Here is a 19,422-nt window from a genome sequence, read left to right as displayed (position 1 = left end):
AAGTATGATGTGGTAAAATATGCTGCGTGTGCGCGTCCGGAAATTGACTTCGATCTCGCCCTGCCACACCAGAGCGCGCGCAATCACGGATTTGGAATGTTCATGGACGTTGTCGACAATGACGTGCTCTCTTCAATCATCGGAGATATCTACGATTGCGTTCTGAACCGTGAGGGATGGTCGAGCGTTCTCACCCGCATCACGCAGACGATGGACGCGGCCTACACCACGATCGCACTAGCCGGCACGTCGGATAATCACGGCCGGTTTGCTGCCCAATCGCCCTGGGATGCCGAGCGCATGCGCGCACTGCAGGACTACAGTTTCGATGATATTCCGGGCCTGAAAGCTGCGGTGGTCGGCGATATCGATACGCCTGTATCGACGCTCTCGCTGATGCCCGAAAGTGAATTGCAGCAGACCGCGTTCTTTCGCAATTGGGCCGGACCGCAGGGATTGCGCGAAGGGTGCATCGTCAAATTCGTCCACACGCCGGATCGCATCGGTCTGCTCGGCTGCACCACCTGGGCGGACAAGGCTGCCGTATCTGCCGAGGATCAACGGTTTCTGACCTTGCTGTCTCCGCATTTGCGCAGGGCTGCGATGATCAGCGACCTGCTTGATGACGTGCGCGTGACCGCGCAGCTGTTTCGTGAATCCCTTGAGAACCTCGCGGTGCCCGTCGTGTTGACCGACGCGGCCGGATCGGTGCTCCATGCCAATGCAAGTGCCGAACGCATGTTCGCAACGGATGGTCCGATCCTGCGTCAGGGGCGAACCATTCAGGCGCAGAACGTAGTGATGGGCGATGCCTTGCTGCAGGCCATCGCCAGTGCTGCCTCGGACCTCTCGCTCGGCGCCAAGGGCATTGGCTTGCCAGTGTCGGCAGCAGGACAACCGCCCGCGGTCGCCTATGTCCTGCCTTTGACCGCTGGTACGGCGCGCGCCGCTTTCCGCCCCGCCTGCGCCGCCATCTTCGTCTCGACGACGACGTCCGCCTCACCATTGCCGGAGGCTGTGCTGACAACGCTGTTTGAGCTCACGCCCGCCGAAGCGCGCGTGCTGGTGAGCGCCGGAAAAGGGTTCAACCCGTCCCAGACCGCTGCCTCGCTCGGGATCTCGGAGAATACGCTGAAGACGCATCTCAACCGGATCTATGCCAAGACCGGCAGCTCGCGGCAGGCCGATCTCGTGAAGCTCGTTGCGGATATCGGCACGCCGCTGGCTACGGGATAGCGCACGTAGGATGGGTAGAGCGCAGCGAAACCCATCAAATACACACGACGACATGATGGGTTTCGCGAAGACGCTCTACCCATCCTACGATGACGATCGCTTATCAGCGCTTGCCTTTCACCGGCGCAGCCGGCGGATCGGTCTGCACCCGACAATTCGATGCGGCGAGGGCCGCCTGGGCCTGGATCATCAGGCCGGGTTCGGCGGCGAGCGCCTTCAGCACGATCAGGCCGGTCGGGGTCGGCGAGTCGATGATGAGGCGGTCGGCGGACGTGACGTCCTCTTCCTCGGGCAGCGCTTCGTGCTGCGCCTCGGTCATCAGATCGAGCTCGATGACGCGGCGGCCGGCGGAGCGGTCGTTGATCGCGTAGTAAGCGACGTCGCTGCGGGTATAGAACGACACCGATGTGTAGGACTGGCTGACCGGCACGGTGAGCTTGATCGGTCCTTTGGCCAGGTCGTAGCGGCAGACAGCCATGGCGAAGGCCGGGTCCATGAACGGCAGCAGCGCATTGGCCGGCTCGGTCTGCGGCAATGCTGTCACCGCATTTTCTTTCGTCACCGAAGCGAGGCGCGAATAGGCGTCCTGCGTCGCGATACGCGGCAGCGCCAGCACGCTGACAAGATGCACGATGCCGCCAAGCACGACACCACCGATGAGCGCGAACATCAGCCGGATCATGGGCAGCTCACCGTGGCGATGGCGGGCATCGGTGCGTCTTTCTGCGTCCGGGTGGCAACGCCAACCGGCGTATCGTACAGCCGCAGCATCAACACATAGCGTTCCAGCGCTGATGTCGGCAGCCAATTTCCGGCGCGCGAGCGTGCAGCGATGCGGATCTCGAACGCGCCGTCGGCATTGCGCACCACTTCCTGGCTGGTGAAGCCGTAGCGCTGCAATGTGTTGGGCACCAGACGGCCCTTGGTGTCATAGAGCGAGAGCGTCCAGAAACGCGCAGCCGGTGTCACGCCTGACACGACGATATCGCAGCGACCGTCTAGCGGCTTTTTCTTGTCATCGGTGGTGGCAGTGAAAGTGACGCCGTCGCCCGTGCCGATCGGCAATTCGCCCGACCGTGCAATGGACGCACGCGCATAGGGATCGATCTCGCTGGTGCCGGTGCGTGGGCGCGCCGTCCATGCACCGATGGTGAGTGTGCCAAGGTCTGTGCCGCGGGTCGCGGTGGTCCAGGTCAGGCCGAGACCGACAGCAGTGGCGATCGCGAGCGCCAGAAGCGTGAGGAAGATCAGCCGCACGTGCGCACCGTCATGATAGCAGCTTCAGTTCTTGCGCGACGCGGGGGCGGTTGCGGATGTGGTCGTTTTGGCATCCGGTGCATCATTCGCCGACGCGTAGCTCTCGGGGAAGGCCAACGCGGAGGAGGCGCGGGGCTTCAACGGTTCGTTGGATGATGTGCGGCCGGCGGTCTTGCCGGCGTCGTCGAGCAGCTTCTCGACACGCAGCAGGACGTCGGCGCCGCGGCGCGTCAGCACCGGTGGCGGGCCGGGCTTGGCGTCCTGCGCGTTGGCGGCCATGACGGATGAGGCGGCTGCGGCAGGATTCTTGGTACCCGCGCCGACACCCGGGATTTCCTTGATCTCGATACCCTGATGGGCGGCGACCATGATGTCGTGCCATGTCTGCGCCGGCAGCGAGCCGCCGGTCATGCGGTTGGTCGGCGAGTAGTCGTCATTGCCGTACCAGACTGCACAGCTGAAGTTGCCGGTGTAGCCGACGAACCAGGCGTCGCGATACGCATTGGTGGTGCCGGTCTTGCCTGCGGTTGGAATGCCATCCAGCGCGGCGCGGCGCGCGGTGCCTTCGCTGACCACGTGGCTCATCATGCCGGCCATATCGGAGGCGACGGAGGCGGGGATGGCCTGCAACTGTTTCGGACCATCGCGGTCGAACCGCCAGACGAGGTCGCCGGCGCCGGTACGGACTTCCAGCACGGCATGTGGCTTCGACGAGCGCCCCTTGTTCGGGAAAGTCGCATAGGCGACGGCGTGTTCGAGCACGGTGACTTCGGTGGAGCCGATCGGCAGCGACGGCGTATCGAGCAGCGGCGCCGTGATGCCGAAGCGGCGCGCGGTCTCCACGATCTTGACGCGGCCGGCCTTGGCCGGATTCTGCGCGCCCTTGCCGAGCGCAATCGAAATCTTCACCGGCACGACGTTGATCGAACGGGTGATGGCCTGCGTCAGCGTGACGTTGCCGGAATAGGAGTGGCCATAGTTCTGCGGGCACCAGTTGCCGATACAGACCGGGCCGTCGAGGATGATCGAGGTCGGCTTGTAACCGTTGAGCAGCGCCGTCGTGTAGACATAAGGCTTGAACGATGAACCGGGCTGGCGCATCGCGTCCACCGCGCGGTTGAACTGGCTTGCGCCATAGTCGCGGCCACCCACCATGGCGCGAACGCCGCCTTCGAGGTCCGACACCACGGTGGCGGCCTGCGTCGCATGATAGTCGCGGCCGAACTGGCGCAACTGGTTTTCCACGGCGGCTTCGGCGGCGCGCTGCACATTCATATCGATGGCGGTGCGGACCACGAAGACGCGTTCGACATAGGATTTCGGGAATGTATCGACGAGCTTGCGCATCTCGTCGAAGGCCCAGTCGAGATAGTAGTTCGGCGAGATTTCCTGACGACGATCGACGGCGACGGCGGGATTGCGCCGCGCACCGAACACCTGGCCTTCGGTCATGAAGCCGGCGTCGACGAGGTTGTCCAGCACCACGTTGGCGCGGGCGCGGGCGGCGGGCAGGTTGATATGCGGCGCGTATTTGGTTGGGGCCTTGAACAGGCCGGCGAGCATCGCGGCTTCCGCGAGGTTCACGTCGCGCGCGGATTTGTTGAAATAGAAATGCGCTGCGCCGTCGACGCCGAACGTGCCGCCGCCCATGTAAGCGCGGTCGAGATAGAGTTTCAGAATTTCGTTCTTGGTCAGGCGGGTTTCCAGCCAGATGGCCAGGAACGCTTCGTTGACCTTGCGCTCGATGGTGCGCTCGTTGGACAGGAACAGGTTCTTCGCGAGCTGCTGCGTCAGCGACGAGCCACCCTGGCGTACGCCGCCGGCCTGCGCGTTGGTGACCAGAGCGCGCGCGGTGCCGGCGATGTCGATGCCGAAGTGATCGTAGAAGCGGCGGTCCTCGGTGGCGAGGGTGGCCTTGATCAGGTTATCCGGGAAATCTTCCAGCGGAATGGAGTCGTTGTGCTTGATGCCGCGGCTGCCGATCGGATTGCCGTAACGATCGAGGAACGTGACCGCGAGGTCGGATTTCTTCAGCCAGTCTTCATCCGCGGTTTCGCGAAACGCCGGCTGCGCCAGAGCGAGCATGAGGATCAGACCGCCTAGGCCGATGGTGGCCATTTCCGACAGTGGCTCGATGAACACCCAGCGCTTCCAGCGACCGACATAGGAGCGGTCCATGAAGGTGGAGTAGCGCTCCCAAAGCTCGCGGGTGCCGCGGCCGGACGAGAACAGGCCGGAATCGATGCGCGCATCCAGATCCAGCAGGAAATGCCGGAACTTGGTCTTCCAACGGGATGGCACGATCTGAGGCACAGGGGCCCTTGGTTTGTTGCAGCGCTCGCGTGCACCCACCGGCACCGCGCGGACGTCATGCTGAAATAATGCGGCAACCCGGCGGCAGGTTTGCGGCCGCCGGAGAGTCGTTCAAGTTCTAGCCGAGCAGGGCGGATAAACCAATGGCATTGCTTATCATTTGCACGACAGGGCTAACAGCTTGCCGGTTTTGCCCTTGTTTGCGAGCCGGCCGACACGATGTTGCTTGCAGAGCCTGCACCGCAACTCCTAGAAGGGCGTTTCACCGCAACCTGGATCGATTCAAATCGCATGACCGCGCGTCCCCCGCGTCCTTCCGCACAGGAGGGAATGTTCTGGAAAACCAAGACGTTGGAAGAGATGTCCGGCGCCGAGTGGGAAAGCCTGTGCGACGGCTGCGGGCGCTGCTGTCTGGAAAAGCTGGAAGACGAGGATACCGGCAAAATCTATTACACCCATGTGTCCTGCCGATTGCTCGATGCGGGTCTTTGCGCCTGCAAGGATTATCCGAACCGGTCCGACCATGTTCCCGATTGCGTGCGGCTGACCCCCGACAATGTCCGCACCCTGAGCTGGCTGCCGCCGAGCTGCGGCTACAAGCTCGCAGCCGAGGGGCGCGATCTCTACTGGTGGCACCCGCTGATCTCGGGCAGCGCCGACACCGTCCATGAAGCCGGCGTATCGGTCCGCGGGCGGGTCGAGGGCAGCGAGGACACGATCTCCGACGACGAGCTGCAGGATCACATCGTGACCTGGCCAGCGCTGCTGCCGCGCAAGGCGAAGCTGAAGAAGCGGCCGGCGTAGAATCCCCGGCGCGCGGTGTTCGATCACGCGCATATGACGGTCAGATGATCGCCGCGGGACGCTCCCATGCAAGGAAACAACTGTTGCTGCACGGGGCAGGGGAATAGATTTCTTCCAAAGAGAGTCTGTGCGCGGGAGTTCGCGCCGATCTGGCTCTCCGGTTACCTCCCAAGTCCTTTGAATCCGAAGTTTCATGAACAAGTTCGAGCGACAGAGCCGGTCAGCGGCCGATGATCAGGTATTGCCCGAGGAAATGCCGTCGGATGCGGTCCTGTCGGACGAGCTCGCGCAGGAACTATCGCGGATCCCCACAGAAGTAATCGAACCCGGCGACGCGCCTGCTGCCGTGAAGGCGCCGCTGACCCCCGCCGAAGTCCGCACCATCCTGATGAGCCTGCTACTGACCATGTTCCTGGCAGCGCTCGACCAGACCATCGTCGCCACCGCGCTGCCGACCATCGGCCGGCAATTCGCCGATGTGAACAATCTGTCCTGGGTGATCACCGCCTATCTGCTGGCATCGACTGCAGTGGCGCCCGTGTTCGGCACGCTCAGCGATATCTATGGTCGCCGCGCGATGATCATCACCGCGATGTCGCTGTTCATGGTCGGCTCGATCATGTGCGCATTGGCGCCGAACATGATCGTGCTCATTATCGCGCGCGCTTTGCAGGGCCTCGGCGGCGGCGGCATCCTGCCCATCGTGCAGGTGGTGATTTCCGACGTGGTGTCGCCGCGTGAGCGCGGCCAGTATCAGGCTTATTTCAGCGGTGTGTGGGTCGCGGCCGGCATCGGCGGCCCGATCATTGGCGGGCTGTTCGCCGAGCATCTGCACTGGTCGATGATTTTCTGGATCAATATTCCGCTCGGTGTGGGATCGCTGGCGCTGCTGTTGCCGAAGATGAAAAAGCTTCCGGTGTTTCATCGCCGCCGCAAGGTCGACTGGCTCGGCGGCATGCTGCTGATGGCTTCAGCCGTCGTCTTCATGCTGGTGCTGACATGGGGCGGCACCAAATTCTCCTGGGCGTCGCCGACCATCGTCGCGATGATCGGCGCAGCAGCGGTGATGGGTTTCGCCTTCATCTGGCATGCGATCCATCACGATGAGCCGTTCCTGCCGTTACCGCTGATGTCGGGCTCGGTGGTGCCTTTCGCGATGGCCGCCGGCGGCTGCGCGATGGGTGCGATGCTCGGGCTGACCGTACACATGCCGCTCTATTACGAAGTGGTCTACGGCCTGACTGCAGGTCAAGCCGGCGTTGCGCTGATCCCGATCGCGGCGGTGTCAGTCGGCGGCGCTGCCTTTGCCGGCCACATGATGACCAAGGCGAAACACTACAAGCGCGTGGCGATCGCCGGCACCGCCATGTCGGCGCTGATGGGTCTGCTGCTGGCGCTCGCGACGCCGCTGCCACTCTGGGCGCTGCTCACGATGCTCGGCCTGTTCTCCATCGGGCTCGGCACGGCATTTCCGGTCAGCCTGGTGTCGATCCAGAACGCCGTGCCACGCCCGCAGATCGGGACCGCGACCGGCGCCATGAACTTCTTCCGCGCGCTGATGGCGTCGTTCACCGTCGCCGCCTTCACCACCATTCTCCTGATGGCGCTCGGCACGGACATCTCGATCTCAGGCGAGCATGCCGCCAGCACGCATCCGATCGCGGCCAGCGATATGGTCAGCGCCTTCCGCTATGTGTTCGAAGCTGCGGCAGCCCTGCTGGCGCTGTCGACACTGTTCCTGCTGCTGATGGAAGAACGCCCGCTGGCAGGGCCGGCAAAGGCGAAGCCGTCGCTGGTTTCGGAGTAGGCGAAGCCGTCATCCGACTTCAGAAATGTTCCGCTGCCACGCGTGTGAAGGCGATGTCCTTGACCAGCGGCTCGAGCGGGACTGCCACGCTCGCAATATTCCCGTCTTCGCCGGTGGAAAATGAGAGGGAAAGCCGGCTCGGCATCAGGCCGCCGGGCGACGCAGGTGTCTCTGGCAGCTCGAACGTGTCCGAGTTTCGAGGCGTGAGCGGCTCCGACATGCCGCGAAACGCCCAATGCAATTTGCCTTGGGCATGCGTGATCGTCATCCGGCCGTAGCCGGGATGCGCGTAGTCACCGGCGTAATCCGCGAGGTCACGGTGCGGCTCGGTGGCCGGCGTCGGCGCGGCTTTCCCGGTCTGCAGCCAAGCCTCGTATTGCGTCACGAAGTTGCGGCGTTGCTCGCGGAAGCGATCGAAGCAGGGTACCGGTTCCTTGCCGCAGACTCGGTCGAAGACATAATTCGCGAGGATGTGCGGAGCGAGTATCGGAGTCATGCCATTATTGGCGAGCACCGCGACACCGACGCCGCGATCGGGCAACATCATCATCAGCGCATTCGTGCCGGTGAAGCCGCCTCCGTGCCACACCACGCGTTCTCCGCGATACCAGTGCGAGCGGAAGCCGAAACCGTAATGCACATCGCTGTAGTCGGCGAATCCGGTTGCCCCGACATGCACCCGCGGCTTCTGGAGCTCCTGTATCAGGCTGGATGACAGAAGACGTTGTCCTTCAAACGCGCCCTGGCCGAGATGAAAACGAAGCCAGTTCGCGAAGCTTGCAATCGACGTGCTCATGCCGCCCGCAGCCGGCACGCTGATGGGCCAGAGTTTCGTGCGCTGACAAGTGTCTCCCATCATCCCGTAGGGCACGGCCGCGTCGGTAGCTGCGGCAAGCTCCTCCACAGTGAACGTCACCTTCATGTCCAGCTTGTCGGTCAGCGAGCGGGTGAATTCGGCCCAGCTCTGGCCGCTGACGCGCTCGGCCACCATGCTCGCAATGAGGTAGCCGAGGTTCGAGTACTGAAAGGCGCTGCGAATGTCGGCGCTCGGTTCGAGATAGCGCAGCGCTGCCAGCATTTGGGCGGGTGACAGATCGCCGGGCAACCAGATCCAATCGTGACGTGGCAATCCGGAATGGTGGCATAGCAGGTCGCGCACCGTGACGCGGTCGCTCGCAACGGCGTCATAGAGCCGGAATTCCGGGATGTATTCCCGCACCGGCTTCTTCCAATCCATGCGCCGCTCGTCAACCAAGAGGGCCAGGCCCGTAGCGGCGAACGACTTCGAGACCGACATGATTTGAAACTGCGTATCCGTCGTGACGTTCAGGCCGGCTGCGATATCGCGAAGGCCATAGGTCCCAACGAACGCAACCTCCAGGTCTTGCACGATAGCGACGGCGAGGCCCGGGACCTTCCACTCCTTCATGACCTCTACGACAAGATGCTCGAATTCGGGAATGAACGCCGCGACGGATTGGCAGCATGCGACAGGTTCAGATGCCATTGGGACAAGCCTCGACACTTCTGGTTAAGTGCAAGCTGAAATGCAGACGATACCCGGCCCCACGATACTCCCAAGTCCCGTTGCTCCGGGCGAGCGCACACATAGTTACCGCACGATTAATTCATAATTGAGCCTGTTGGTGAACCTTCCTGCAACCTCTGCCGCTTAGGTTGAGTTCAGTTTTCAGGGGACGGCGTGGAAGAAATCCGCAGCCGTATGAGGAGATTTTCGTGTTGCGTTTGATTTCGAAATTTATCGACGATGAGTCTGGTGCGACGGCCATCGAATATGCGCTGATCGCTGCCGGCATCAGCCTCGCGATCATCGTGGCTGTGCAGGGCCTTGGTACCACGCTGAACGGGCGCTACGCCGCCGTGAATACCTCGCTGAAATAGGGCCGCGAAGACCGGCCGGTGCCGGGCGCCGCCATTGCAATCGACAAAAGACATGGCTGTCTTGTCGAAACGCAATGTCGTGAATGTCCTATCGATTGGGGTGCTGCACCCTATATGATCGTGCGCGGGCCTCGAGCCTGCGCATTTTCATATGGATGACCATCATGACATTGAATTCGCGTTTGAAGCTTTCGGCATTGGCCGGTTTGGGATTTGCGGCATTCATCCTCGCGGGAGCGACGCCGGCCTCGGCGGCTGGTGCGCAATTCTGCATCGCCCAGAGTGGCGCCAACGGCGAATCCTCCTATGTCAGCAACTGCATCTTTTCTGACTACCAGCAATGCATCAATGCTGCCGTCGGTACGCGAGGCAACTGCGTGGGCAACGTCGAGTATCGCGCCGGCGCTGCTGCGGAACCGGCGCCACAACGTCGCCGGCGCGCGCGGTGAGTGATCGTCCGCTCGTGAAGGACGCATCGATGACAACAAGGATTCGCAGGCTCCTATGGGCTGTGGCCGCGATTGCAATCGCGTCGGCGTCGTTGCCGGCTGTGGATTCTGCGCAGGCGCGGCCATCGGTCGCGGCCAGCTCCGGTATTCCGCCGTTCTGCGTGTTGACCGGCGGCCCCCGCGGGCCGGGGAGTGTGCCGCAGATCTGCCGGTTCTTCGACTATCAGCAGTGCCTGCAGGCCGCGACTGCGTTGCGCGGCAATTGCGTGGTCAATATCGACTATCCCGGCAAGATCACCGGTGCGCCGGGAGCGGCGTGGTCGCAGCCGCCGCGATAGCCAGCGCGTTGATCGCGCGGACAAAATTCCGATTTCAGGACTAAATTCAAATTCTAGGATTTTTAGCCTTGACAGCGTTGCGCTGTCGAAGTAGGTTTGCGGCATGCTCCACAATTGGGTTCGCAGGAAACGCCGCTGCTGATTGGCGGCGAATCTGCGCCGCGCTGTTTAGCCCGGTGTGCGGTGAATACCCGGAACATCGATCCAAATCCTGCGTTGCTTTCCATACGGTGCCGCAAGGAATCTCATCGGCATCCAACAGCAAGCCAAACGAGGGTGCCATGATAATCAGGAATTCGGCAACCAAGCAAAAAGAGCAGATCGTCGAATCCGCGACGGAGGCACGCCAGGCCGAACCGGGCCCGTCGATCCTCGCGCTTTTGGCGATCAGCCTCGGCCTCGCTGTGTTGATCCTCGGCGTGGTCTGGTTTGTGTTCTTCAGGACGTGATCGGTTTCGGCGATCGGCCGATCAATTTCAGTCAGTCCGGCATGATCGACTGACAGCAGCAACGAGTTCCCAACATGGTCAGAAAGCCAATAGCCCGCCCGGCGAGAAAGCCGGCGCGGGCTGCTGTCGTTGTGAAGGCCGCGCGGAAACCAAGGGCGGCGAAGAAGAGCTCCAAGAACTCGAAAGTAAAGAATTCACAGAAAACATGGAGCGCCGTTGACCCGGCCACCATGGCAGCAGCCGCTGAAAAAATCCGGGCCAGCGTGGTGGCCCGGAAGAGGACGATTGCGGCAACGACCATCTTCGCCGGACCGAGGAGGCCGAAACCAGCATCCGCTGCTGAAGTTGATATACCTCCAACTCAAATCAAGAAGCGACCGGCCGCAATGAAAGCTGTTACCAAGAAGCGGTCCAGCGCTCCGCGTGCAAGACGGCGAACGGCCGTCGATCGGTTCAATGATTTGCCGCCTGACGCGCCGCTGACCGATCGCGTTACCCAAGCCATCGAACGCGAACTCGATTCGATCCAGAAGATCGTTGGCCGCCGGCGCTTGAATGAAGCGTTGCGCACAGAGGCCGAGCGCCGCGCCCGCACGCTGGCTTCCCTGGCGCGCACATTGACCGAACTGAAGAAAGTGCAGGGCGGCAACGAACAGAGGCCCGCCGAAGATGACGACCGCCCCCGAGACCTCGACGAACTCCGTCGACGCATTGCTGAACGTCTTGCAAGACGGCCTGGCGGGCGACCGCCAATTCCTGTCGACGGGAATGACGCGGGGCGAGAGAGGCTTCCTGAGTGAGTGCTGGAATGTCTTCGCGCATGCGCATCAGGTGCCGCCTGACATCGCGCCGAATGGTGCGCCGTGGCTGACATGGCTCATGATTGGTGGACGAGGCGCAGGCAAGACACGCGCCGGTGCCGAATGGGTGCGTGCGCAGGCGCTCGGTCAGGCGCCACTAGCGCACGAAAAAGCCCGTCGTATTGCGCTTGTTGGCGAAACCGAACACGACGTGCGTGAAGTGATGATCGAGGGAGTGTCCGGGCTGCTCAGTGTGCATCCGGATCACGAGCGCCCGGTCTGGATGCCGTCACGCAAGCGGCTGGAATGGAGCAACGGCGCCGTCGCACAGGTATTCTCCGCGGAAGATCCCGAGAGCCTGCGCGGCCCGCAATTCTCCTGCGCATGGTCGGACGAGATGGCGAAGTGGCGCTATGCCGAAGCCACGTTCGACATGCTGCAATTCGGGCTGCGGCTGGGCCACCGGCCGCGGCAGATGATCACCACGACGCCGCGGCCGACGGCGCTGCTGAAACGCCTGATGGGCGATCCGACGACGGTGACGACGCGCGCCGCAACCGTAGTGAATGCGTTCAACCTCGCGCCGACGTTTCTGCAGAGCGTGATGGATCGCTATGCTGGCACACGGCTCGGCCGACAGGAGCTCGACGGCGAAATCATCGAGGATCGGCCCGATGCATTGTGGTCGCGGGGGCTGCTCGAACAGTGCCGCGTGCGCGAGGCACCGCCGCTACGACGCATCGTCGTGGCGGTCGATCCGCCGGTGTCGTCCGGCAAGCGCGCAGACTGCTGCGGCATCGTTGCCGCGGGGATCGCCGAGGGCGGCATCGTCTATGTGCTGGCCGACGACACCGTCTCGTCGGTGACGCCGACGGCCTGGGCCAACAAGGCGATCGCACTGTGGCGCCGGCTGGAGGCCGATGCGCTGGTGGTGGAAGTCAATCAGGGCGGCGAGATGGTGCGCAGCGTGATCAACGAAGTGGATCACACCGTGCCGGTGACGCCGGTGCGTGCCTTGCGTGGCAAGTGGCTACGCGCCGAGCCGGTGGCGACCTTATACGAGCAGGGCCGCGTCAAACACGTCGGCAGTTTTGCCGCGCTCGAAGACGAGATGTGCGACTTCGCAAGTTCGGGGCTGTCGTCGGGGCACTCGCCGGATCGTCTCGACGCCATGGTCTGGGCTGTCGCCTCGCTGGCGCTGGTGCCGCGCGGGGATGGGCCAAGGATCAGGGTGTTGTGACCTCGTGTCCCGTGCACAGTTGAATTGGATCATATCATGTTCGATCGCTTGAAAGCCTATCTGGCGGCGCCGGAAGTGAAGGCGTCGCGCACCGCGCGCGTGCTCGCATTCGAGAGCGGCGGGCGTGCGCGCTGGACACCCAAGGATTTTGCGGCGCTCGCCCGTGAGGGCTATCTGTCGAATGCCATCGTGCACCGCGCCGTCCGGCTGATCGCCGAGAATGCGGCGGCCTGCAGCTTTCTCGTCTTCGACGGCGCGCAGGAACGCGAGGCGCATCCGCTGGCGCAGCTGCTGACGCGGCCGAATCCGCGCCAGGATGGCGGGGTGTTCTTCGAGACGCTCTATGCGCATCTGCTGCTCGCCGGCAATGCCTATGTCGAAGCCGTCACGCTCGACACGCAGGTGCGACAGCACGAGGTGCGGCAGCACGAGGTCCGCGAACTCTACGCGCTGCGGCCGGACCGCATGAAAGTCGTGCCTGGCAGCGATGGCTGGGCCGAGGCCTATGACTACAGCGTCGGCGGCCGCAGCGTGCGCTTCGATCAGCAGGCGTCCGGCGTGCCGCCGATCCTGCATCTGACCTTCTTTCATCCGCTCGACGATCACTATGGTCTGGCGCCGATCGACGCCGCCGCGACCGCGCTCGACACCCACAACGCCTCGTCGAAATGGAACAAGGCGCTGCTCGACAATGCGGCGCGGCCGTCGGGGGCGCTGGTCTATGCGGGACCGGAGGGATCGGTGCTGTCCGAGCCGCAATTCGATCGCCTCAAGCGCGAACTCGAGGGCAATTATCAGGGCGCCGCCAATGCCGGGCGGCCGCTGCTGCTGGAAGGCGGGCTCGACTGGAAGGCGATGTCGCTGACGCCGAAGGACATGGATTTCCTCGAGGCCAAGCACAATGCCGCGCGCGAGATCGCGCTGGCTTTCGGCGTGCCGCCGATGCTGCTGGGGATTCCCGGCGACAATACATTCGCGAATTTCCAGGAAGCCAACCGCGTGTTCTTTCGCCAAACCGTGCTGCCGCTGGCGGCGCGCACCGGCAACGCGCTGGCGCAATGGCTGGCGCCCGCGTTCGGCGACGGCATCCGCATCGACATCGACACCGACCGCGTGGATGCACTCGCCGCCGATCGCACCGCGCTATGGGAGCGCGTCAGCAGCGCGGATTTCCTGACGCTGAACGAGAAACGCGAAGCGGTGGGCTATGCGCCGGTGGAGGGCGGGGACAGGCTGGGATAGGGGCCTGACTGCAACGCGTTCTCCAAGCGGTGCGGACGGACCCGCCCGACGTTATGGACAGACGCGAACAGTACTGGAGTGTATTGCGCGTTTGTTCACAATCAGGGGTTGAGTTTGACCGTGGGTGTTGCCGTCGCGTGACAGCATTCGGGCCGTGGGCGGCCTAGGATCGCTGACATAATAAGACGACAGACTTGGGAGATTCTCGTGAACAAGATCATTCTGGCAGCTTCGGTTCTCGCCTTGAGCGCAACCTCTGCATGGGCCGCTGATATGGCGCCGCGCCCATACACGAAAGCGCCGGTGATGGTCGATCCCGTTTACAGCTGGACCGGCTGGTATATCGGCGGCAATGTCGGCTACGGCTTCGGTCGCAGCGGAGCCGATACGGTTCTCGATCCGACCAGCAGCTGGGCCATTGAATCGCCTGCTTTCCGCAACGAACTGATCGGCCTCAGCAACCAGCGCTACAGCCCGCAGGGCGTGGTCGGCGGTGGGCAGGTCGGCTACAACTATCAGGTCGGCAGCTGGGTGTTTGGCCTCGAGGCCGATATCAACGCGTCCGGCATGAGCAAGACGATTGCCTTGTCGGGCCTCAATGGTGGCTTCATCACCCGCAATTTCACGGAGACCACCAAGAGCGACTGGTTCGCCACCGTGCGTCCGCGCCTGGGTTACGCGGTGAACAATACGCTGTGGTACGCCACCGGCGGTCTGGCGGTCGGCGATGTGCAGGGCAGCTGGACGCTGCTGTCGAGCAATGGCTACAACAAGACCGGCTCGGGCAGCGAAACCAAGGTCGGCTGGACGGTCGGCGCTGGCGTCGAGCATGCCTTCCAGCCGAACTGGACGGTGAAACTCGAATATCTCTACACCGACCTCGGCAGCATCTCCTATAACTCGACCTATATTCCGGGCAGCACCTTCGCTCCGCCGGGCTTCAACTACCGCGAGAACATCTCGCAGGATTTCACATTCCATACCGTGCGCGTCGGTTTGAACTACAAGTTCGGCAGCCCGGTGGTTGCGCGCTACTGATGACCTGAGATCTTATCCCGAAAACGTAAGAGCCCGGCCTTGTGCCGGGCTTTTTCTGTGGCAATGCACGGAGCGTGCGGCTCATGTCACATGAATGACAGAGAACGGGACGTATCACCGCTGCCCAGTTGCGCCGGTGGAGAGATCGCGCCAGTTGGGATATGATTGCGCGATGCCCCGCACCTACGTCATTCCTGATCTGCACGGCCGACGCGATTTGCTCGATGCGGCACTGCTGCGGATCGAGACGCATCGGGCCGGTGAAAACGCCACGCTTATTGTGCTCGGCGACTATGTCGACAAGGGGCCGGACTCGCGCCGCGTCATTGCGCGGCTGCGGGCAGGGGTGGCACCTGGCCTGCGGCTGGCGATGCTCAAGGGCAATCACGATGCGCTGATGGTGGCGGCGCTGCGCGGCGATGTGGCGATGGCAAACTGGATGACGAAAGGCGGCGATACCGCGCTCGCCTCCTATGGCGGCGACGTCGCCGATGTGCCGGTGCATGACATCGACTGGCTCGATGGCCGGCCGCTGTGGCACATGGATGCGCATCGCATTTATGTCCATGCCGGCGTCGATCCCGCGCTGCCGCTGACGCAGCAGGACCCGGTATTGCTGATGACCAAGCGCTATGCGGATGATGACGCGTCCGGCCATGACGCAGGCGAGGGCGCGCGCCATGTGGTGCATGGCCATGACCGCCATGCCGATGGGCCGCTGCTGAAACAGGGCCGCAGCAATCTCGACACCTATGCCTGGAAGACAGGCCGGCTGGTGATCGGCGTGTTCGATAACGCGCTGCCGGGCGGGCCGGTAGAGCTGATCGAGATCACCGCGCCGCCGGCGCCTTGAGGCTGATATGACCTCTTGAACCAAAGACCGCGCCGCGACGCCTAACCGGCAACGCAACTGAACCGGCACGCTGGCATGTCCTCGATCATCGAAACCGTCGTCGAATTTTTTGCCGAGCTCGTCTGGGGCTGGGTGACAGCGCGATGGCCATGGGTCGGGGACGCCGTAGGAGCGACCTGCCTCGTGGCCGGCGCGGTCGTGGCACTGTCGTCATCCGGCACTGAGCGCGTGCAGGCACTGGTGATCGGTGGTCTTGTCGGCATCGGTGCTGGTGGGTTGCTGCTGGTGTGGTTCTGGCGCCTGCGCCGCGCGGCGGCGACGCGGACGGAGTGATCGCCATGACTGTGACACCGGCGATGCTCGGCGCCAGCCAGGCGCTGCGCGACATGTTGTGGCCGTTCGAATTCACGGTCACGGACAATCAATCCCACGGTCCGGTCTGGATCGATGTCACCGCGCTGCAGCCGTTCGAGGTCGTCGGGCAGAACGGATCGGGCGGGGTCTTCGCGCTGGTCGGCGATATCAAGCATGTATTGCACCTGACGAGCGAAGGGCAGGCCGGCATCGTCGCCGCCAGCCTGCAGGAATTCCTCGAACTCGTTGTCGAACATCCCTGGTGGGAACAGATCGCATCGGGCTGCGACGGTGATCTGGCCGCGATGCGCGCAATGCTGGATGACGAAGGCGCGGACCTGGACGCGGACGCCATCGATAACGATCCGGCCATCGAAACCAATCGCCCGCTGCTGCAGCAACAGCTCGGCCTCGGGATTCCCGCCGATCCGTTCGGCCTGCTGCATCATGCGCTGGTGACGCTCGGCGCCGCTTACGATCTGCGCGATCTCGACGGCCAGCCGATGGAACCGCTGTTTGCGGCCTAGTAACACACGAAGGGACATACCGATGCCGGATTGGATCTTGCCGCTGCTGCTGCTGATCGGAATCCTCGCCGTTCTATATCGCGCCTTCCTGCACACGCCGCGGGCGCCGCCCAGCGGCAGGAACCACGAAGAGGGCGTCACCAATTACTGGGACGTCCACCGCGATCGCTGACGGATATCGGCCCGTATCGCGCTGCGTGCAACGGCCCCCCGCAAAGGCGTCTAGTGCGTGGTTTGTGCCGCGACCCAGTCGGGATCGATGCGGGTCGCCTCGGCGATATCGTTGAGTGCGCCTTCGGCATCGCCGGTCACGCGTTTCTGCACGCCGCGGTAATACAGCGCCTTGGCGTTGTCGGGCGTGTGCGTCAGCACGGCATCGAAATCGGCGATGGCGCGCAGCGGCTCGTGCTTGTCGATCAGGGCCGCGCCGCGGTTGAACAGATAGAGCTCGGACTCGGGGTTGAGCTTGATGGCCATGCCGAAATCGGCGATGGCGCGGTCGAGATCGTTCCGCATGTAGTGGATGACGCCGCGGCTGTTATAGGCGCTGGGATAGTCCGGGCTGATCCGTATCGCTGTCTCGAAATCGGCGATGGCGCGGTCCCTGTCGCCCTTGTCGTCAAAGGTGCGGCCGCGCCAATAGACTGTCACGGCATTGGTGGGATCGAGACGGATCGCTTCGCTGTAATCGGCGATGGCGCGGTCGAGATCGTGCTTGTCTTTCCAGGCCCGGGCGCGGCTCTCATGGGCGGAGGCATCGTCCGGCGCGAGGCGGATCGCGGCATCGAAATCCGCGATGGCCTGGTCGGTCTTGGCGGTGTCGAACCAGATGCTGCCGCGGTCCTTGTAGAAGTCTGCATCGTCGGGCCGCAGCCGAATGGCGGCGCTGAAATCGGCGATGGCCCGGTCATACACTTTCATGACCTGCCAGAGGTGGCCACGCATGGCGTAGCCCGATGCGTCGTCCGGCTCGAGCCGGATGGCGGTGTCGGCGTCGGCGATGGCTGCATCCGTTTCGCTATAGGTCTCATGCAAGAGCGAGCGGCTGCGATGCAGCGCCGCCAGATCGCCGCCGCGGTAATAGTCGAGCCCGATGGCGCGGTCGCAGGCGGCCATCGCCTTCGTGCCGCGGCCTTTCAGGCAAATGGCATAATCGCCGCCAGGGCCGGCCAGTGTGGCAGCAGTGGCATAAGTCGGCGTTGCGGCGGCGCTGGCGGCCAGCGCCATTGCCATCAGCGTGCTGCAAAACGGCAGGCGCAAGGATAGGCGCAAGGACAGGCCTGATCGTGCGTTCGGGTGCATGTGTCGTGCTCGGATGGCGAGGGAGCCGGGACGGCGTTGCTGCTTGGTCGGCGGCGTCAGCCGAAAGGTTCGACGGCACGCGCGAACGCGGCAGCGGGGGCGCGCAAGATGAAAGTAACAATCGCCATGGATGACCTGATCCGAATTTTCACCGAGCGCGGCGACCTCGCGCATCTCGCTTTGTTTCTGTGGGCGAGCGTGGCCAGCGCCGCGGCTTTGTTCGCGCTGCGCGAACTCGCCGGCGCCTCGCGCCGCTTCGACGAATTCGTGCGGCAGCTCGCGCGCTTCAACCGCCGTGCACACCGCCGCCACCGCATGCGCGACGACACCGACGACATCTGAAAGGGATCATCCATGGACAGTCTGCACGACGTGATGCGTTCGATCCGCCCGGAGACGAAATCGGGCAAGGATCATCTGAGTGTCTTCAGAGAATTTCTCGCCCATCTCGATCAGTTGCAGCGCAAGGCCCTGGCTGTGAAGTCGCGGGTGAAGCCGGCAGCGCGACGGAAGCCGCCGCGGCGCGCGAAAGTGTAGTTCGCTTTTTTCCCCTCTCCCCCAGCACGGCGCAGCCGTGCGCCGCGGGAGAGGGTGGATCGAATGCACATCGTGCATTCGAGACGGGAGAGGGCGCCGCAGGCTCCGGTGCTTGTAGCGCCCCCTCTCCCTGACCCTCTCCCGCCAGACGCAGCTGCGCTGCGCCCGGGGGAGAGGGGACATCTCCGCCGTAGCTTGTTGCTCTCCTCTCTCTTCTTCCCCCGCATGTTGCGAGGCCGCCGATGCATGCCCCGTTGCCATCTCCCTGGCCATCCCCCCAGCCATTCTCCGCGCGCCTCGCACTTACGCCGGACGGCGTGATCGAGGGCTATGCCAGCCTGTTCGGCGAAATCGACCAGGCGCGCGACATGGTGATGCCCGGTGCCTTCACGCAGACGCTGAAGCTGCGCGGCTTGCGAAAGATCCCGATGCTGTTCCAGCACGATCCCTCCGAGCCCGTCGGTGTCTGGCTCGAGATGAAGGAAGACCTGCGCGGATTATGGGCGCGGGGCCGGCTGATCCCGGATGTGACACGCGCGCGCGAATTGCTGGCGCTGCTGCAGGCCGGCGCGGTGGACGGATTGTCGATCGGTTATCGCACCCAGCGTGGCCAGATCGAGCCGAAGACGCGGGTGCGCAAACTCTATCAGGTCGATCTCTGGGAAGTGTCCATCGTCACATTCCCGCTGCTGAACGGCGCGCGGGTGAGTGCCGTGAAGGAGCAGCCGATGTCGCGCCTGCGCGATCAGGCCGAGCGCGACTGGACCCAGCTCACCGGCCAACACGTCATCGACTCATATCGCACCGATTTGAGCGGCGCCGCGGATGCACCGGCGCTGGTCATCCGGCGTGGGCGCAAAGCGGGCGGACCTGTCCAGGCCTGTTCGCTGCGCGCCCGCGCCGATCGCAAACGTGCGCTGCATGGCGTCGCCGCCCACGCCCGGTTCGCCGGGCGCTGAGGACAACGCGCCGCG

General features: G+C 63.6%; 24 protein-coding genes. 17 read left to right on the top strand and 7 right to left on the bottom strand.

What is annotated here, in order from left to right; all coding sequences use genetic code 11:
* Positions 1–102: 102 nt before the first annotated feature.
* Positions 103–1,236, top strand: a complete 1,134-nt coding sequence (locus AB8A23_RS24025; RefSeq protein ID WP_439057984.1) for a helix-turn-helix transcriptional regulator — start codon at positions 103–105, stop codon at positions 1,234–1,236.
* A gap of 103 nt (positions 1,237–1,339) precedes the next feature.
* On the opposite strand, the gene AB8A23_RS24020 is transcribed toward AB8A23_RS24025, so the two are convergent.
* From AB8A23_RS24020 to AB8A23_RS24010, 3 genes are read right to left on the bottom strand one after another with little or no spacing between them, the layout of a single operon-like run.
* The gene (locus AB8A23_RS24020) at positions 1,340–1,918 is read right to left on the bottom strand and encodes a DUF1254 domain-containing protein (RefSeq protein ID WP_439057986.1); all 579 of its coding nucleotides are present in this window, start codon (positions 1,916–1,918) and stop codon (positions 1,340–1,342) included.
* Positions 1,915–2,493 carry a DUF1214 domain-containing protein gene (locus AB8A23_RS24015; protein ID WP_068730494.1) on the bottom strand — a complete coding sequence of 193 codons (579 nt, stop codon included), beginning with the start codon at positions 2,491–2,493 and terminating at the stop codon, positions 1,915–1,917. Before AB8A23_RS24015 ends, AB8A23_RS24020 begins: the two co-directional genes overlap by 4 nt.
* 24 nt (positions 2,494–2,517) lie before the next feature.
* Entirely contained in the window at positions 2,518–4,806 is a 2,289-nt protein-coding gene (locus AB8A23_RS24010; protein WP_439057988.1) for a transglycosylase domain-containing protein, read from the bottom strand.
* 291 nt (positions 4,807–5,097) lie between these two features.
* Between AB8A23_RS24010 and AB8A23_RS24005 the strand changes: the two genes are divergently transcribed.
* Positions 5,098–5,610: a YcgN family cysteine cluster protein gene (locus AB8A23_RS24005; protein WP_068730717.1), complete on the top strand. Its 513-nt coding sequence runs from the start codon at positions 5,098–5,100 to the stop codon at positions 5,608–5,610.
* A 193-nt stretch (positions 5,611–5,803) separates the two neighbouring features.
* Entirely contained in the window at positions 5,804–7,417 is a 1,614-nt protein-coding gene (locus AB8A23_RS24000) for an MDR family MFS transporter (RefSeq protein WP_439057990.1), read from the top strand.
* A gap of 19 nt (positions 7,418–7,436) precedes the next feature.
* On the opposite strand, the gene AB8A23_RS23995 is transcribed toward AB8A23_RS24000, so the two are convergent.
* The gene (locus AB8A23_RS23995; protein ID WP_439057992.1) at positions 7,437–8,924 is read right to left on the bottom strand and encodes a serine hydrolase; all 1,488 of its coding nucleotides are present in this window, start codon (positions 8,922–8,924) and stop codon (positions 7,437–7,439) included.
* Between the two features lie 230 nt (positions 8,925–9,154).
* Here AB8A23_RS23995 and AB8A23_RS23990 point away from each other — a divergent pair, with 230 nt between their 5' ends.
* From AB8A23_RS23990 to AB8A23_RS23980, 3 genes are all read left to right on the top strand, one after another.
* Complete coding sequence (locus AB8A23_RS23990) at positions 9,155–9,319, top strand: Flp family type IVb pilin (RefSeq protein ID WP_093759013.1); 165 nt, start codon at positions 9,155–9,157, stop codon at positions 9,317–9,319.
* A 164-nt stretch (positions 9,320–9,483) separates the two neighbouring features.
* On the top strand, positions 9,484–9,768 hold the full coding sequence (locus AB8A23_RS23985) for a DUF3551 domain-containing protein (protein WP_175367476.1): 285 nt from the start codon (positions 9,484–9,486) through the stop codon (positions 9,766–9,768).
* A gap of 29 nt (positions 9,769–9,797) precedes the next feature.
* Positions 9,798–10,106: a hypothetical protein gene (locus AB8A23_RS23980; protein WP_175367475.1), complete on the top strand. Its 309-nt coding sequence runs from the start codon at positions 9,798–9,800 to the stop codon at positions 10,104–10,106.
* 46 nt (positions 10,107–10,152) lie between these two features.
* Here the strand turns inward: AB8A23_RS23980 and AB8A23_RS23975 are convergent, their stop codons facing one another.
* Both AB8A23_RS23975 and AB8A23_RS23970 read right to left on the bottom strand, forming a co-directional pair.
* Positions 10,153–10,617 carry a hypothetical protein gene (locus AB8A23_RS23975; RefSeq protein WP_170849707.1) on the bottom strand — a complete coding sequence of 155 codons (465 nt, stop codon included), beginning with the start codon at positions 10,615–10,617 and terminating at the stop codon, positions 10,153–10,155.
* The gene (locus tag AB8A23_RS23970) at positions 10,587–10,856 is read right to left on the bottom strand and encodes a hypothetical protein (RefSeq protein ID WP_439057994.1); all 270 of its coding nucleotides are present in this window, start codon (positions 10,854–10,856) and stop codon (positions 10,587–10,589) included. The genes AB8A23_RS23975 and AB8A23_RS23970 overlap by 31 nt, the downstream gene beginning before the upstream one ends.
* A gap of 85 nt (positions 10,857–10,941) precedes the next feature.
* Here AB8A23_RS23970 and AB8A23_RS23965 point away from each other — a divergent pair, with 85 nt between their 5' ends.
* The 8 genes from AB8A23_RS23965 to AB8A23_RS23930 all read left to right on the top strand — a co-directional run bounded on the left by AB8A23_RS23965 (position 10,942) and on the right by AB8A23_RS23930 (position 16,781).
* Positions 10,942–11,355 (top strand): hypothetical protein, encoded by a 414-nt coding sequence (locus AB8A23_RS23965; protein ID WP_309944749.1) that lies wholly within the window; start codon positions 10,942–10,944, stop codon positions 11,353–11,355.
* Positions 11,324–12,595 (top strand): DNA-packaging protein, encoded by a 1,272-nt coding sequence (locus AB8A23_RS23960; protein ID WP_309946230.1) that lies wholly within the window; start codon positions 11,324–11,326, stop codon positions 12,593–12,595. Before AB8A23_RS23965 ends, AB8A23_RS23960 begins: the two co-directional genes overlap by 32 nt.
* 36 nt (positions 12,596–12,631) lie before the next feature.
* Positions 12,632–13,837, top strand: coding sequence for a phage portal protein (locus AB8A23_RS23955; RefSeq protein WP_175367471.1), 1,206 nt, complete (start codon positions 12,632–12,634; stop codon positions 13,835–13,837).
* 207 nt (positions 13,838–14,044) lie between these two features.
* Positions 14,045–14,875 carry an outer membrane protein gene (locus tag AB8A23_RS23950; protein WP_231077348.1) on the top strand — a complete coding sequence of 277 codons (831 nt, stop codon included), beginning with the start codon at positions 14,045–14,047 and terminating at the stop codon, positions 14,873–14,875.
* Positions 14,876–15,047: 172 nt separating this feature from the next.
* Positions 15,048–15,728 (top strand): metallophosphoesterase, encoded by a 681-nt coding sequence (locus AB8A23_RS23945; RefSeq protein WP_439057997.1) that lies wholly within the window; start codon positions 15,048–15,050, stop codon positions 15,726–15,728.
* A gap of 75 nt (positions 15,729–15,803) precedes the next feature.
* Positions 15,804–16,061 carry a hypothetical protein gene (locus AB8A23_RS23940; protein ID WP_089267034.1) on the top strand — a complete coding sequence of 86 codons (258 nt, stop codon included), beginning with the start codon at positions 15,804–15,806 and terminating at the stop codon, positions 16,059–16,061.
* Between the two features lie 5 nt (positions 16,062–16,066).
* Complete coding sequence (locus tag AB8A23_RS23935) at positions 16,067–16,609, top strand: hypothetical protein (protein ID WP_141137162.1); 543 nt, start codon at positions 16,067–16,069, stop codon at positions 16,607–16,609.
* A 22-nt stretch (positions 16,610–16,631) separates the two neighbouring features.
* On the top strand, positions 16,632–16,781 hold the full coding sequence (locus AB8A23_RS23930; RefSeq protein ID WP_170849706.1) for a hypothetical protein: 150 nt from the start codon (positions 16,632–16,634) through the stop codon (positions 16,779–16,781).
* A 50-nt stretch (positions 16,782–16,831) separates the two neighbouring features.
* Here the strand turns inward: AB8A23_RS23930 and AB8A23_RS23925 are convergent, their stop codons facing one another.
* Positions 16,832–17,842 carry a tetratricopeptide repeat protein gene (locus AB8A23_RS23925; protein WP_176454704.1) on the bottom strand — a complete coding sequence of 337 codons (1,011 nt, stop codon included), beginning with the start codon at positions 17,840–17,842 and terminating at the stop codon, positions 16,832–16,834.
* Positions 17,843–18,037: 195 nt separating this feature from the next.
* On the opposite strand from AB8A23_RS23925, the gene AB8A23_RS23920 reads away from it, so the two are divergent.
* From AB8A23_RS23920 to AB8A23_RS23910, 3 genes are all read left to right on the top strand, one after another.
* Complete coding sequence (locus tag AB8A23_RS23920; RefSeq protein ID WP_089267037.1) at positions 18,038–18,253, top strand: hypothetical protein; 216 nt, start codon at positions 18,038–18,040, stop codon at positions 18,251–18,253.
* A gap of 12 nt (positions 18,254–18,265) precedes the next feature.
* Positions 18,266–18,448 (top strand): hypothetical protein, encoded by a 183-nt coding sequence (locus tag AB8A23_RS23915; RefSeq protein WP_439058000.1) that lies wholly within the window; start codon positions 18,266–18,268, stop codon positions 18,446–18,448.
* Positions 18,449–18,690: 242 nt separating this feature from the next.
* Positions 18,691–19,407: an HK97 family phage prohead protease gene (locus tag AB8A23_RS23910; protein WP_439058002.1), complete on the top strand. Its 717-nt coding sequence runs from the start codon at positions 18,691–18,693 to the stop codon at positions 19,405–19,407.
* The last annotated feature ends 15 nt before the right edge of the window (positions 19,408–19,422 follow it).

Source organism: Tardiphaga sp. 619_E2_N8_4 (genome assembly GCF_051810905.1).
GTDB lineage: Bacteria > Pseudomonadota > Alphaproteobacteria > Rhizobiales > Xanthobacteraceae > Tardiphaga > Tardiphaga robiniae.
This window is presented reverse-complemented; position numbering and strand designations above follow the sequence as displayed.